11 protein-coding genes are annotated in these 14,184 nt (G+C 34.3%); 3 read left to right on the top strand and 8 right to left on the bottom strand.

The genetic code is table 11. From position 1 onward, the window contains the following. Window positions 1–37 precede the first annotated feature (37 nt). Together BMY33_RS17940 and BMY33_RS17935 are read right to left on the bottom strand one after the other, a co-directional pair. Complete coding sequence (locus tag BMY33_RS17940) at window positions 38–235, bottom strand: hypothetical protein (RefSeq protein ID WP_091411122.1); 198 nt, start codon at window positions 233–235, stop codon at window positions 38–40. A gap of 94 nt (window positions 236–329) precedes the next feature. After that, window positions 330–701 carry a hypothetical protein gene (locus tag BMY33_RS17935; protein WP_091411120.1) on the bottom strand — a complete coding sequence of 124 codons (372 nt, stop codon included), beginning with the start codon at window positions 699–701 and terminating at the stop codon, window positions 330–332. A 122-nt stretch (window positions 702–823) separates the two neighbouring features. On the opposite strand from BMY33_RS17935, the gene prfA reads away from it, so the two are divergent. Then, the gene (gene prfA / locus BMY33_RS17930; RefSeq protein WP_091411591.1) at window positions 824–1,900 is read left to right on the top strand and encodes a peptide chain release factor 1; all 1,077 of its coding nucleotides are present in this window, start codon (window positions 824–826) and stop codon (window positions 1,898–1,900) included. A 79-nt stretch (window positions 1,901–1,979) separates the two neighbouring features. On the opposite strand, the gene lgt is transcribed toward prfA, so the two are convergent. The 4 genes from lgt to folE form a co-directional block, all read right to left on the bottom strand. Beyond that, window positions 1,980–2,930, bottom strand: coding sequence for a prolipoprotein diacylglyceryl transferase (gene lgt, locus BMY33_RS17925; RefSeq protein WP_091411119.1), 951 nt, complete (start codon window positions 2,928–2,930; stop codon window positions 1,980–1,982). Between the two features lie 95 nt (window positions 2,931–3,025). Further along, window positions 3,026–3,295: a membrane protein insertion efficiency factor YidD gene (gene yidD, locus BMY33_RS17920; RefSeq protein WP_091411117.1), complete on the bottom strand. Its 270-nt coding sequence runs from the start codon at window positions 3,293–3,295 to the stop codon at window positions 3,026–3,028. A gap of 14 nt (window positions 3,296–3,309) precedes the next feature. Continuing rightward, complete coding sequence (cysS, locus tag BMY33_RS17915) at window positions 3,310–4,806, bottom strand: cysteine--tRNA ligase (RefSeq protein WP_091411115.1); 1,497 nt, start codon at window positions 4,804–4,806, stop codon at window positions 3,310–3,312. Between the two features lie 40 nt (window positions 4,807–4,846). Then, on the bottom strand, window positions 4,847–5,524 hold the full coding sequence (gene folE, locus BMY33_RS17910) for a GTP cyclohydrolase I FolE (RefSeq protein ID WP_091411112.1): 678 nt from the start codon (window positions 5,522–5,524) through the stop codon (window positions 4,847–4,849). Between the two features lie 375 nt (window positions 5,525–5,899). On the opposite strand from folE, the gene BMY33_RS17905 reads away from it, so the two are divergent. Together BMY33_RS17905 and BMY33_RS17900 are read left to right on the top strand one after the other, a co-directional pair. Continuing rightward, window positions 5,900–7,432 (top strand): T9SS type B sorting domain-containing protein, encoded by a 1,533-nt coding sequence (locus BMY33_RS17905; protein WP_091411110.1) that lies wholly within the window; start codon window positions 5,900–5,902, stop codon window positions 7,430–7,432. A gap of 215 nt (window positions 7,433–7,647) precedes the next feature. Continuing rightward, window positions 7,648–11,373, top strand: coding sequence for a T9SS type B sorting domain-containing protein (locus BMY33_RS17900; protein ID WP_091411106.1), 3,726 nt, complete (start codon window positions 7,648–7,650; stop codon window positions 11,371–11,373). A gap of 76 nt (window positions 11,374–11,449) precedes the next feature. Here the strand turns inward: BMY33_RS17900 and BMY33_RS17895 are convergent, their stop codons facing one another. After that, window positions 11,450–12,958, bottom strand: a complete 1,509-nt coding sequence (locus tag BMY33_RS17895) for an OmpP1/FadL family transporter (RefSeq protein WP_091411103.1) — start codon at window positions 12,956–12,958, stop codon at window positions 11,450–11,452. A 138-nt stretch (window positions 12,959–13,096) separates the two neighbouring features. Then, window positions 13,097–14,182, bottom strand: a complete 1,086-nt coding sequence (locus tag BMY33_RS17890) for a hypothetical protein (protein ID WP_091411101.1) — start codon at window positions 14,180–14,182, stop codon at window positions 13,097–13,099. Window positions 14,183–14,184 lie beyond the last annotated feature (2 nt).

The following is a 14,184-nucleotide window of genomic DNA, read 5'->3' as shown; positions in this document are numbered from 1 at the left end:
CTTTAGTTTAGAAGCTTTCATTGTTTTAATAAGCTTATTATGATCCTAACTCATCATTGAATTGAACTGTTTTTGTTTCTGTTTCTTCTTGTTTCGTTTCTACAAGTTCTATACTGTTATCGTCGTTGAATTTTCCTTCTTTTTTTTGAAAAAAGATGGGTACAGGAATCATAGCGACCATAATAATAAACATAACTAGAACTATACGTCGTATAATTTTTTTTAATCTTTTCATTTTTTTAAGAATAATGTAATGCACTATCAGTCGATGATAGTGGCGAATTGTTTGTTGTTTTGATAATGGCTAAAAAGCCTTGAAAGAAAAGGGATTACCCTATATGAAAAGAATTTTCCTCAGAAGTATAATTATTATCTTTTGGAAAGAATTTTTTGTGTTTTAGAGTTAAAGAAATGGTATTGTTGAATTCTTTACTCTTAATGAAGTAAATTGTATTATGAAGCTTAGATAGGAATCGTAAGTCAGCGTTATTGTAAATGAATTTTTTGTTACTCTCTATTGCTTTGTTGTAAGAAGCAATTTCAGGGATGTCTTCCTTTGTAGAAATTACTAATTCAATAGTATTTTCATAAGAAATTGGTTGAGTGTAATTCGTATAGCCGCCAATACCTAAGAAAAGTAAGAGTGTGATAAACCAACTAAAAATCAGTTTGTGATTATATGTATAGGAGTGATTTATCATTTGAAACGTAAAAATACAATTTTTTTAGATTAATAATTCTGCTTCAGAATATTAAAAGTCAATATGACCTTTGGACAAAAAAACGTACTTTTGTGAATTCCACTTACAGGATAGATAGAACTATGATTGATAAATTAAATATTGTAAAGCAACGATTTGATGAGGTAACTGATCTTATTATTCAACCAGATATTATTTCTGATCGCAAGAGGTATGTGCAGCTCAATAAAGAATACAAGGATCTAAAAGCATTGATGGATGAAAGAGATCATTATATGGAGTTGACTAATAATAAGAAGGAAGCAGAAGAGATTATTGCAGATGGTAGTGATGCAGAAATGGTGGAGATGGCTAAAATGCAGTTAGAAGAAGCCAAGGAAGAGTTGCCGGCTTTAGAAGAGAAAATAAGGTATATGTTAGTGCCTAAGGATCCAGAAGATGCTAAAAACTGTGTAGTAGAGATTCGTGCTGGAACTGGTGGTGATGAAGCAAGTATTTTTGCTGGAGATTTATTTAGAATGTATACTAAATATTGTGAAGGTAAAGGATGGAGTACTAGTGTGGTAGATCTAAGTGAAGGAACTAGTGGAGGATATAAAGAAATTATTTTCGAAGTAAATGGCGAAGATGCATACGGAACAATGAAGTTCGAGGCGGGCGTGCATCGTGTGCAGCGTGTTCCTCAGACAGAGACTCAAGGAAGAGTGCATACTAGTGCCTCAACTGTAATGGTGCTGCCAGAGGCAGAAGAGTTTGATGTAGAACTTGATATGACAGAGGTAAGAATAGAGCGAACTACTTCTACAGGTCCCGGTGGGCAATCTGTAAATACTACGTATTCTGCTATTAAGTTACATCACGAGCCGACAGGTATGATTGTTAGTTGTCAGGATCAGAAATCATCTCATAAAAATTTAGAGAAAGCATTAAAAGTACTGCGTTCCCGTTTATACGATATCGAATTGGAAAAGAAACAAGCTGCTGATTCTGAAAAGCGTAAGAGCATGGTTTCTTCTGGTGATAGATCTGCAAAAATTAGAACATATAATTATCCACAAGGCAGGGTGACTGATCACCGTATAGGGTTGACTTTGTATGATTTAGGTAATATTATTAATGGAGATATCCAGAAAATAATAGATGAATTACAATTGGTTGAAAATACAGAGAAACTAAAAGAATCTAATGAGGTTTTTTAAGTGCTGTAAATAATAACCTAAAAAATAAAAAGAGGATAATTTTTTAAAATTATCCTCTTTTTATTTTTTAGGTAGTTCCTTATTTTAAGGTGTATGACTTTGTGTCTTCTTTAACTTTCTTAGCTGTTACTACAAAATAGAGTCCAACTAATATAAAAGGAATGCTTAGCCACTGACCAGTAGAGAGTATTCCGTTAGGTCCATCTCCAAAGCCATCCTGGCTTGTTTTTACATACTCTACAATGAAACGAACAATAAATATAAGCATCATATACATCCCAAATAAAAACCCTCTGTTATTTCGTTTGTCTGTTTTCCAATATAACAACCAAAGTATTAAGGAAACGAATATATATCCGAATGCTTCATATAATTGAGCGGGATGACGATACGGTATTGCTTCTAGTAGATTAGCAAATTTTGGATTGTTGACGATAGCGGAGTACGCTTCATTAACATTTTTAATTCCAGTTTCTCGTATTGCTTCTCCTTTACTTAGTCCATCTCTTATAAATTTCACACCAAAAGCGGATTCGCCAGATGGCTCACCGATAATCTCAGAATTAAAAAAGTTTCCTAGTCGAACAAAAATTCCTCCTACAGCTGCTGGTATGGTTACTCTGTCCATAATCCATAAAGGATGTTTTTTTAGAACATTTTTAGAATAATAGTACATAGCAATAATAAATGCAATCGCAGCTCCATGACTTGCAAGACCTCTAAAACCTATAAATTCAAACGTTGGATTGAATTTAAAAGGTAATATGATTTCCAATAAATTATTTCTGTAATAATCCCAATCATAAAAAAATACATGACCTAATCTCGCTCCTAGTAAAGTACCGATAACTGCATAAATAAATACAGAATCTAGTTTTTCCATAGAAATTTTTTCACGGATATATATTTTCTTCATTAAATACCAGCCTAAAGAGAATGCAACGACAAACATTAAGCTGTAAAAACGAATAACAAAAAAACCAAGATCAAATCCTTCTATAGGATTCCAAACTATTTTAGAGAATATCATGTGGGAAATTATTTTTTCTAGGGTAAATATAGGTATTTAATTGAACTCAAAATTATAAATAAAACAATAATGAGGTAAACCTATATTGGGTTGAGTTAACTTTCTTTTTTTTTGTTGGTATTGGCATCCGGAACAGGGTCATAACCACTGCCGCCCCAAGGATGACAACTAAAAATACGCTTTATAGCCAGTTTCCCTCCTTTTAACAGCCCATGTTTTTCTAGTGCTTCTACTGTGTAGTGGGAGCAAGTAGGTTGATAACGACATGTAGCTGGTGTCAAAGGTGAAATTAGATTTTGATATAGTTTTACAAGCCCAATAAAGGGGGCTATTAAAATTTTTTTTAAGGTTAAATTTGAACCCAAAATCAAGTGTTAAATTAGTTTAGAGTAAAAGTAGTTCCTTCACGACCATCCTTAAGTTGAATTCCCATATCTAATAATTCATCTCTTATTTTATCACTAGTGGCAAAATCTTTATTAGCTCTTGCCTCAGCTCTTAATTGAATTAATAATTCAACAGTGCTAGATAGTTTGTCACTAATATCCGAAGAAGCTTCATTAATATTTACTAATCCAAGAACATCAAAAACAAGTTCGTTCATTGTTCTTCGAACTTGATTATAATCGTCTTTAGATATTGATGCTTTATCTTCTTTTACAGAATTAATGAATTTTACGGCTTCAAAAAGTTTGGCAATTAGAATTGGACTATTAAAATCATCATTCATCGCATCATAACATTCTTTAATCCAGTTATGAATATTTAATCCTTCCGTAGAATTACTAGTTTTTAAATTTTCTAATGTTTCGATGGATTCCATCAATCTATAAAAACCTTTTTCTGAGGCTTCTAGGGCGTCATTAGAAAAATCTAATATGCTTCTGTAATGGGCTTGCAACATAAAAAATCTAGCAACGCTAGGAGCGAAGGCTTTATTTAATTTATCGCTTTCTCCATTGAATATTTCAGCTGGTGATAATATGTTTCCTGTAGATTTAGACATTTTTTTGCCATCTAGCGTAAGCATGTTAGCGTGCATCCAGTAATTTACAGGTGTTACTCCACAGGCCGCTTCTCCTTGTGCAATTTCACATTCGTGATGCGGAAACTTAAGGTCCATTCCACCTCCGTGAATATCAAATCTTTCACCTAGATATTTAGTACTCATTACAGTACACTCTAAATGCCATCCAGGAAAACCATCACTCCAAGGAGAAGGCCAGCGCATAATATGTTCTGGGTCCGCTTTTTTCCACAGAGCAAAATCCTGTGGGTTTTTTTTATCACTTTGCGCAGATAATTCTCTGGTATTGGCAATCATATCTTCGAGATTACGACCGCTTAACTTTCCGTAATCATTAGTCTCATTAAACTTCTTTACATCAAAATACACAGAGCCATTAGCTTCATATGCAAAACCATTTTCAATTATGGTTTTTATGGTTTCAATTTGCTCTACAATATGGCCAGTGGCAGTAGGTTCAATACTCGGAGGTATATTGTTGAATTTAGCTAGAATATTATGGAAATCTAATGTGTAACGTTGTACAATCTCCATAGGTTCTAGTTGCTCTAATCGTGCTTTTTTAGCAACTTTATCTTCTCCCTCTTCAGCGTCATTCTCCAAATGTCCAGCATCCGTTATATTACGGACATAACGAACTTTATATCCTAAATGTTTAAGATATCTATAGACTAAATCAAAGGAGATAAATGTGCGACAATTTCCTAAGTGTACATTACTATAAACCGTGGGACCACAAACATACATTCCGATATTACCTTCTGTAATTGGAGTGAATATTTCTTTTTGACTCGAAATGGAATTGTAAATCTTTAGTTCCTGAGTTTTGTACAACGGAGCTATTGCCATAATTTTGATAAGTGATTATAGTTATTAGTTAAAGATAAAATTAAAATGTAGTATCTAATTTTATGTAGTCTAAAAATTCTCTTCGTACAGCATCTTCTTTAAATTTCCCTCCAAATTCACTGGTAACTGTACTGCTTTCTATGTCTCTAATACCTCTAGAATTTACACATAGATGTTTGGCATCTATAACACAAGCTACATCTTTAGTGTTTAAAACTACTTGAAGATCTTGTACAATTTGCATAGTTAGACGCTCCTGTACTTGTGGACGTTTTGCATAGTAATCTACAATACGATTCATTTTAGATAATCCAACTACAGTACCATTAGAAATATAAGCTACGTGAGCACGGCCTACTATTGGTAGTAAATGATGTTCGCAGGTAGAATAAACTGTAATATTTTTTTCTACAAGCATTTCACCGTACTTATAGTTATTGTCGAATGTAGAGGCGTCTGGTTTTCTTTCAGGATGTAATCCAGAGAAAATTTCGTTAACAAACATTTTTGCAACTCGTTGAGGAGTTCCTTTAAGACTGTCATCGCTAAGGTCTAATCCTAAAGTTTCCATAATATGCTTTACATCTTCTCTGATCGAAGCAATTTTTTCTTGATCACTTAATTTAAATGCATCTTCTCTCAGAGGAGTTGTCGCGCTAGTAGCTACATGATTATCACCTAGCGCTTCAATAGCTTCAAGGGCCTTGTCTATCTTCACAAGTTCAAAATTTTGTTATTATCAAATAAAAAGAATTATGAGTAAAAACAGCTATTGACTAAATTATAGCGCATCGTTTTTTCGATATATGTTTCTTTCAAAATCAGACCTTAGGTTGTTTAAAACTCAAAGCAATTCTTTTTCTAAATTTCCTACAATTTATATGTCGATGTTTATCAATAAATTCAAGGGATTTCTCAAATTCAAATAAAATCAATTATAAACAGGCTGCAAAGATACGATTTTGTCGTTTTACTTAGTGAAAGCTATGTTAACAATTATAAATAATATCATTGTTTTATGCACTCTATATTTTTAAAATTAGTAAATTTAATTCCTACACAAGAAAATAGACTAACCTACGTTATATAAAACATGACAAAATTACTACCTCAAATCTTATTATTGTCTGTGCTGTTTTTTTTGAACAGCGCACTAATAAACGCGCAGGACTTTGATGTCGCCTGTAGAAATGCTCAACCCTTTTGTTCTGATGCTTCTCTAGAATTAACATTTCCTAATACTATAGGTGATATTGATGGTTTAGGAGAAGTTGGTTGTTTAAATACTACCCCAAACCCTTCTTGGTATTTTTTACTTATTGATGAATCTGGTGAATTGGTTTTTGATATAAGGCAATGGATGGATACTGATGGAGATAACCGTTTGGACCGCGACGAAAGACAGCTTGATGTTGATTTTATTGCTTGGGGTCCATTTCAGACTTCTTTTATAGTTAATTGTGATGATGAACTGTCTAGAGGATGCGATCTTAATGGTGATGGAGATAATATTCGTCCAGCTGAATGTGTTAACAATGCAGATGAACCCGACTTTTATATTGGAGATGAAGATAACACCAATATTGTAGATTGTAGTTATGCAAGGACATCAGATGATAATTTTATAGAAACATTCACAATTCCTAACGCGCAAACAGGGGAGTTTTATATAGTATTGATAACTAATTTTTCTGATGAAGCGGGAGTGATACAATTAGAACAAACTAATCTTGGAGAAGATGGGGCAGGAACTACAGATTGTAGTGTTTTAGAGCCTGGAATTCCTCAGGATAGAATCGCTACTTGTGGTGAGTTCCCTTTAACAATAGAAGGAAGATTTCCTGCAAGTACTGGACCACCGGCTGTTCCTGCAGCAGAAACCTTTCAATGGTCTAGGGCGGATTTAGGGGATACTAATTTTGTAGATATCCCTGGTGCTACTTTTCCTTTTTATGATAATGTGACTTCTAATGGAATATATAGGTTAAGAGGTTTTGATGTAAATGATGTTGAAGTGCCGGATTCTCCTGATCAAGTTTCTGTTTTGGATGTTTCTCAAATTACATTTCAAGTTGGTTATAATATTACCGAAGAATCATTTTCGGGTAGTTATACCATAACAGCAGAAATATCTACAGATCCAATAGTTGAAGCTGAAGGCTTTACTGATTTTGAATATCGATTAGATAGAGATGTAAATATGGATGGTAATTTTGTAGAATCTAGACCTTATCAGTCTTCTCCAATATTTGAAGGAGTTCCTCCAGGTGATTATCGCATTGTAGCTCGATATGTTAATTGTCCAGATAATGAGAGGACATCCGTAGATATTATGATTTTAGGATATCCTAAATATTTTACACCAAATGGAGATGGTTTTCATGAAACTTGGAATTTAATCAATCCAGAAGATCAACCAACTCCTGCATTAGTATACATATTTGATCGACAGGGAAAATTGTTAAAACAACTTAACCCAACTGGAGCGGGTTGGGATGGAACTTACAATGGAAATTTAATGCCTTCTTCTCAATATTGGTTTAGAGTGGAGTTTAATGAGCAATCAGATCGTGATCCAAATAGAGGAAGAAGAGTATTTGCAGGTAGTTTTTCTTTAATTAGGTAGACTGTATTAAATTCAGCTTTTTCTTAGGTATTTGTAGTTTTTTAAAAAGTGCTTTTTAAATTTTGTCAACTAACTACGTGTAATTTTTTGTCATTGAGTTATTTTTAGTTTTTCTGATATTATTTGTTAGGGTTTCTTTTGGTATGATTGTTTTATATAGGAAAGCCTTGAATTTAATAAACAAAGCTGTTTTATCATTTATTTAAAGATTGGTAATGAGTAAAAGTATACCTGCATCCATATTATTTTTGTTTTTTTTTATTTATACGAATTTTAGTATCGCACAAGGCTCTGTTTGTGCTGATTCTGTAGGGGATGATGGCGCTGATCCTTTTTGTAGTACTACAGGTATTGTTTTTCCTAATTGTAATAGTTCTAATTCTAGTTGTGTTAGTAGTTCTGAAATTGGCCCGAATTATGGGTGTTTAACTACACAGCCTTTCCCTGCTTGGTATTACCTGCAGATAGATGATACGGGTGCATTAACGTTTCGTATTTCACAATCGACTAATGAGGATGGAACAGGAACACAGTTAGATGTCGACTTTATATGTTACGGACCATTTCCTGATCCTGTTTCTCCTTGTACTGCGCAGCTAACCGCAGGGAATACAGTAGATTGTAGTTATTTGCCAGATGCTGTCGAGACAATGAATATTCCTGCGGCTACAGCCGGAGACTTTTATCTTGTTTTAATTACTAATTTTTCGGAGCAACCTGGTTTTATTAATTTTCAGCAGACAGGTGGTACTGGCTCTACTGACTGTTCTATATTGGAAGCGACACTTGGGCCTAACCAAGATATTTGTGGTTCTGATCCTGTTGTTTTAGATGGGACATCGGATGGAGCAATACGTTATGAATGGTCTGTTTTTAATGAGACTACAATGGTTTTTGATATTATTTCAGGAGAAACTAGTCCTACATATACTGTTACGACGACTGGAAGGTATCAATTGTTAATAGAGGATATAGATGGGAATACTGAGACAGATGAAATTTTGATTACTTTTTATACTCCACCTATTATTGCAAACACGCCTATGGATTTATCGGCATGTGATGATGATGGTAATGGAATTGAGGCTTTTGATCTTACTCAGAATACGTCTATTATTTTAGGTGCTCAAGATCCAACTGAATTTACCGTGACCTATCATTTTACCCAGGAAGATGCAGAAAATTATACGGGTGCAGCAAGTGATAATATCATTATCGATCCAGATAATTTTGTAAATACTGTAGCAGATCAAGTGATATGGGCTAGGATAGGTGGAACGAATCAAATATGTTTCGAAATAATTTCTTTTGTATTGAGGGTATATGAGAATCCAGTAGCGAATGTTCCTATGAATATAGAATTATGTGATAATGCGCTGGATGGTGATGATACTAACGGTGTCGTGGAGTTTGATCTTTCTAATGTGGCAGTAGAGGTTTTAGGAACTCAGAACTCTGTGGATTTCGTTGTTTCTTTATATGAATCTCAAGCTGATGCGGATGCCGGTGTTTTAGGGACAGAATTGCCAAATAATTATTCGAACATAACTAATCCTCAGACTGTATATGCAAGAATCCATAATACATCTGAGCAAAGTTGTTTTGAGACTACAAGTTTTCAGTTAATAGTTAACCCTCTTCCAGTTGTGACTCCGATTGTGTCTTTGTTGCAATGTGATGATGATACGGATGGTATTTCTTTGTTTAACTTGTCAGAAGCTAATACGTTGATTTCTTCAAATGCTGTTAATGAATTCTTCTCGTACTATCTTACGGAGATTGCTGCTATAAATGCTGATCCAGCGAATCAAATTGTCAACTTTACGGCGTATTCTAATCCTATCCCGATAAATAGTACAGTGTTTTCAAGAATAGAAACGGATAAAGGTTGTTTTAGAACTGCTCAGATTGATTTAGTTGTGTCTGCTACTCAGATTCCAGCAAGTTTTAATTTAACGTATAGGGTTTGTGATGATGTGAATATGGATAATGATGATACTAATGGGATTGCAAGTTTTGATTTCAGTGATGCTACAAATCAGGTTACTGCATTATATCCTGCTGGTCAAGTTCTAATAGTTACATATTATGAAAATTTAGCAGATGCTTTGGCTGAAGAGAATGCAATCATTGATCTTTCGAACCACAGAAATGAAGTGTCTCCTTTTGTTCAAAATCTATATATAAGAGTTGATGATGGTTCTAGTAATGGATGTTTAGGTTTAGGACAGCATATTCGGTTAGAAGTTGCGGCTTTACCTGAAAATAATCCCGTGACCGATTTTAGATTGTGTAGTGATGATCCTGGTCGAGCAACTTTTGATTTAACAGAAAAAAATGCTGAAGTAATTGGTTCTCAAACTGGAACATTGCTGGTTAGTTATCATAGAACAGAAATTGAGGCTGTAAATAATACAGGACAAATTACAGGTGTGTTTACGAATGAGTCTAACCCACAAACAATATGGGTAAGAGTGCAATCAGATGATAACAATAATGGAACTGCAGATGTTGATGAGTGTTTTAGGTCTACAATTTCGTTTGATTTACAAGTGCTTCATAATCCAGAATTAATTAATCCTGATCCTATTAATTTGTGTAGTGATCAGGTTAATACTGTTTATAATTTAACGCTTAGAGAAGATCAGATTACAGGAGGTGCTACAAATATTGTTTTAGCATATTATGAGTCTCAAAACGACGTAGATACGGATAATGCTATTCCTAATCCAGCTTCTTATATGAATACTACATTAATCAGAGAATTAATAGTTGTGGGTAGAGATACGGATAATAGTTGTTTTTCTAGTGTAACACTTCAATTGCGTACTACGTTGTATGATGATTTTAATATATCTCCAACAGCTTTGGAGACTTGTGAGTCGGATCAAGAAGGTGTGGGTGTTTTTGATCTTACTTTGGCGGTACAAGATATTCTTAATTTAAATGATGCAGACATATCTAATGATTTGAGTATCTCTGATTATAATATTGATTATTATGAGTTGATGCAAGATGCTGAATTAGGTAATGCGAATACAATTTCATCTCCTTTAGCATATCAGAACGTGCAAATATTTAATCAAGTGGTATATGTGCGTGTTGATCCATTAGCGATGGGTAATGATTGTTTTAGGGTGATTCCAGTTCAGTTGATAGTAAATGCACTTCCTGACTTTACTTTGGAAGAAGAGTATGTGCTTTGTTTAGAAAATGATGGAGTGATTATCAATTTAATTCCAACAGATGTAATCGATACAAGCTTAGATGATACTATTTATGATTTTCAATGGTATGTTGGGGTTACAGCAACAACTGGAAATGAAATTCCTGGAGAAATTGGTGCGATTTATAGTCCCACGACTGCAGGTCAATATTCTGTATTAGTAACAAATAACAGGACAATGTGTGTTTCTGTAGTAGAAACAACAGTTGTAGAGTCATATCCACCTCAAATAGAAGATTTTACGGTAGAATTGCTTTCTGGTGCTTTTTCTGATAATGCCACTATTGAGGTGATGGTAGGTTCTGATGCGATAGGGGAGTATGAATATAGATTAGATTCGGGTGATTGGCAATCTTCTCCAATATTTACCAGAGTGTCTAGAGGAGAGCATTTTGTATATGTAAGAGATGTTTTTATGTGTGGAGAGATTGAACTATCGGTGGAATTTGTGGTTGATTACCCAAGATATTTTACACCTAACGGAGATGGTTTTCATGAGAGTTGGGGGATTGTAGGGAATGATAATGTTCAGATTAATGGAATTCTAATTTTTAATAGATCAGGAAAGCTTTTAAAGGATTTAGGTTCTTTAGGGACGTGGGATGGAACTTATAATGGAAATCTATTACCGTCCAGTGAGTATTGGTTTAAAGTGAGATATACAGAAAATGGTATAATGAAAGAGTTTAATGCTAGTTTTTCATTAATAAGATAGTGTTGTGTTATAAAACAAAAAGGAGTTGATGAATAATCAACTCCTTTTTGTATCTAAAAGCGACTTATTATATGTTTTACAAATTTAAACTTAAAGTGAAAGTTAGGTTATCTCTGTAGCTTTCTACTGTTGCAAAATTGGTGAAAGCTGAATTGGAATAGAATTGTTCTATACGGTCTTGTTCTGAATAGTCATAAGCAACATCAAATTTTACTTTACCAAAATTATATCCTACTCCCATTGATAATCCAGTTCTATCTCCTAAGATAAGTTCATTTTTATATGGACTTTCTTCATAACTATAACCACCTCTAAAACTCCAGTTCCCATTCCTTAGTTCTCCTCCAATTCTAAGTGTAGAAGCTCCTTGTAAGGTGTTTTCGATTTCTCTATTTAGATCTGAAAAATTAAGACCTTCATCAGAATCAAATTCGGTAGATGAATAATCTTTATAAGAATAATCTAAACTAATTAATCCTCGTTTTCCAAATAAGACAGCAATACTTCCGGTTGCTTTTGCTGGAGTACGTAACTGATATTCTGGAAATATGTTAATTACGTTAGGGTCTAAGTTAATTCTTCCGTTTGCTCCGTCTGTAATTACTCTTTGTGTTGTTTCTTCTTCGATATAATACCATGTGGGAGATTCTAATGAAGCACCAATTCGAAGCATGTGTGATACTTTTAGTATTCCTCCTACCTGCGCTGAGAAACCTGCTCCAATAGTCGATAATCTGTTGGTAAAAGCAATTTCGTTAACAATGCTTCCTGTATTATTATTAAATTCTTCGAATCTCGTAATTTTATCATAATTGATAAAGTGAGAATTTAGGTTTACACCAATGTAAAACCTATCGTGTATTTGAGTACCCCCGTTTATTGTAAATTTTCCATTTAAACCCGTACTTTCGTAATAATAATCTTGATCAAAAACTCCCGGTGCAACATTAGAGAAATATCCAGTGTTATTAGGATCAGTAAGGTCATTTGCTTCAATAATGAATGATTCATGACCTAGAAATGCTTGTTGTGCTCCATAGCCTTGTGTTTCACCTAAAAAACCATAAAGATCATCTGGACTTTCTCCTGCTCTAGGTGTTAATAGGTCTAAAGGGATACCTTGCGCTTCACTTAGGAAAAAGTTGTCAATAGAATTATTACTTCTTCCAAATGCAAATAATTCTTCTGCAAAATCAGTGGTTTGATCATATGCTATCCCTAGTGATATCTTGTTCAGAATAGAAGATTGACTTTGATTGTTATATATAAAAACAGCACCAACTTGATTAAAATTAAAATTGGAAGATGAGGCTTCACTAAAACCGTTAAAATAATTAGTGTCGTTCTGGATGTTTGATGAGGATAGGGTTATAGATCCGGAGGAGCCTAAAAACACTGCAGACCCTGCTGGATTTATTTGTAAAGCCGACATGTCTCCACCCAAAGCACCAAATGCACCACTCATTCCTCTGAAACGTGCAGTTCCTAAAATCTCTTGTTGAGAGTATCTTACTGCATCTGTAATATCTTGGGCATTTATGAAGGATAGTGATAATAGACCAATTAACAAAAATATCTTTTTCATAATATGTTGCAATATTTGATAAACCTGTTGTTGTTACATAACAGGTTAATGGTTTAAATAGGGATACCACTTTGTAATGAGTTGCATCCCTATCTAAATCGAATAAATTTATTTTTTTTTGAAATTTTAAAGAAAGTTTTAACCTCTTCCTCCACGACTGCTTCTTCCTCCACGACTACCGCTAGATCTGGATCCACTACTTCTACTAGATCTACTACTGCTGCTTCTGTAGGATCCGGAGCTTCTGCTGCTTCCGCTTCTTGATCCAGAATAACTTCTCGTTCCTGAACTGCTTCTAGAGCTTCCTCTGTAGGATCTAGTGTTACTTCTGTTAGAGGTATTAGGTCTTGATCGAGAATATGTGCCACTATTGGATGATCTAGTTCCTCCTGAATACGTTGAGGTTCTTGTTCTTCTATTGTTATTAGCAGAAATCCTTCTTCTATTATTATAGTTACTTCTACTATTGTATGAACGACTTCGTGATCTATTATTGCTATAGTTTCTTGATCTAGAATTATAAGTACTTCTACTTCTGTAATTGCTTGCATATGCGTTTCTAAATCCTCGATTTCTTAGACCTCTATTATATGCGATTCGATTTCTTCCAAATGAGCCATATCCATAATTGTAATAAGGAGGACACCAAAATCCACCACCATACCAATAGGGATTTCCATATCCAAATCCAGCGTTCCATCCCCATCCGGCATTCCATCCCCATCCGAATCCAGGTCCCCATCCAGCATTCCATCCCCAAGAATTATATCCCCAGTTGTTCCATCCCCAGCCTATACCAGGTCCCCAGGCATTATATCCCCAGTTATTCCATCCGGTGTTGATTATATTTACCGATACTTCATCATAATCACTACCCCATGCAGGTTGTCCAGATTCATAAGCTAAGGCCACATTAGTTGTGTCAGAAGGATTATAATTTTCACTAGAATAAGAATCTATATCTGTAAAAATAGCTTCCTGCTCTATAACATTGTCAATCTGAGCAGATTTTTCTGAAAAGTAATTAGAATAATAATTAGAATTAGTTTCTGTTTTGGTTGTGGTTGGTTGTGGTTCATAACTTCTTTGGCTTCTTGCTTCGCCATAAATACCATCGTCGTAAGATGCATACTCATAAGAACCGCAAGATGTCAACATAAGTAGAGAGGCTGCAAGGAAGGTCCCAACAGCTCCATTTTTTTGAAAATAATTTTTAAGTCGCATAT

The sequence above is a fragment of the Aquimarina amphilecti genome (assembly GCF_900109375.1).
GTDB classification, from domain to species: Bacteria; Bacteroidota; Bacteroidia; order Flavobacteriales; family Flavobacteriaceae; genus Aquimarina; species Aquimarina amphilecti.
This window is presented reverse-complemented; position numbering and strand designations above follow the sequence as displayed.

Bases quoted from the DNA above. Each gene is read 5' to 3' on its own strand.
- BMY33_RS17895 (WP_091411103.1), bottom strand. From the start codon at position 12,958: ATGAAAAAGATATTTTTGTTAATTGGTCTATTATCACTATCCTTCATA.
- cysS (WP_091411115.1), bottom strand. From the start codon at position 4,806: ATGGCAATAGCTCCGTTGTACAAAACTCAGGAACTAAAGATTTACAAT.
- BMY33_RS17890 (WP_091411101.1), bottom strand. From the start codon at position 14,182: ATGCGACTTAAAAATTATTTTCAAAAAAATGGAGCTGTTGGGACCTTC.
- BMY33_RS17940 (WP_091411122.1), bottom strand. From the start codon at position 235: ATGAAAAGATTAAAAAAAATTATACGACGTATAGTTCTAGTTATGTTT.
- BMY33_RS17900 (WP_091411106.1), top strand. From the start codon at position 7,648: ATGAGTAAAAGTATACCTGCATCCATATTATTTTTGTTTTTTTTTATT.
- lgt (WP_091411119.1), bottom strand. From the start codon at position 2,930: ATGATATTCTCTAAAATAGTTTGGAATCCTATAGAAGGATTTGATCTT.
- BMY33_RS17935 (WP_091411120.1), bottom strand. From the start codon at position 701: ATGATAAATCACTCCTATACATATAATCACAAACTGATTTTTAGTTGG.
- prfA (WP_091411591.1), top strand. From the start codon at position 824: ATGATTGATAAATTAAATATTGTAAAGCAACGATTTGATGAGGTAACT.
- BMY33_RS17905 (WP_091411110.1), top strand. From the start codon at position 5,900: ATGACAAAATTACTACCTCAAATCTTATTATTGTCTGTGCTGTTTTTT.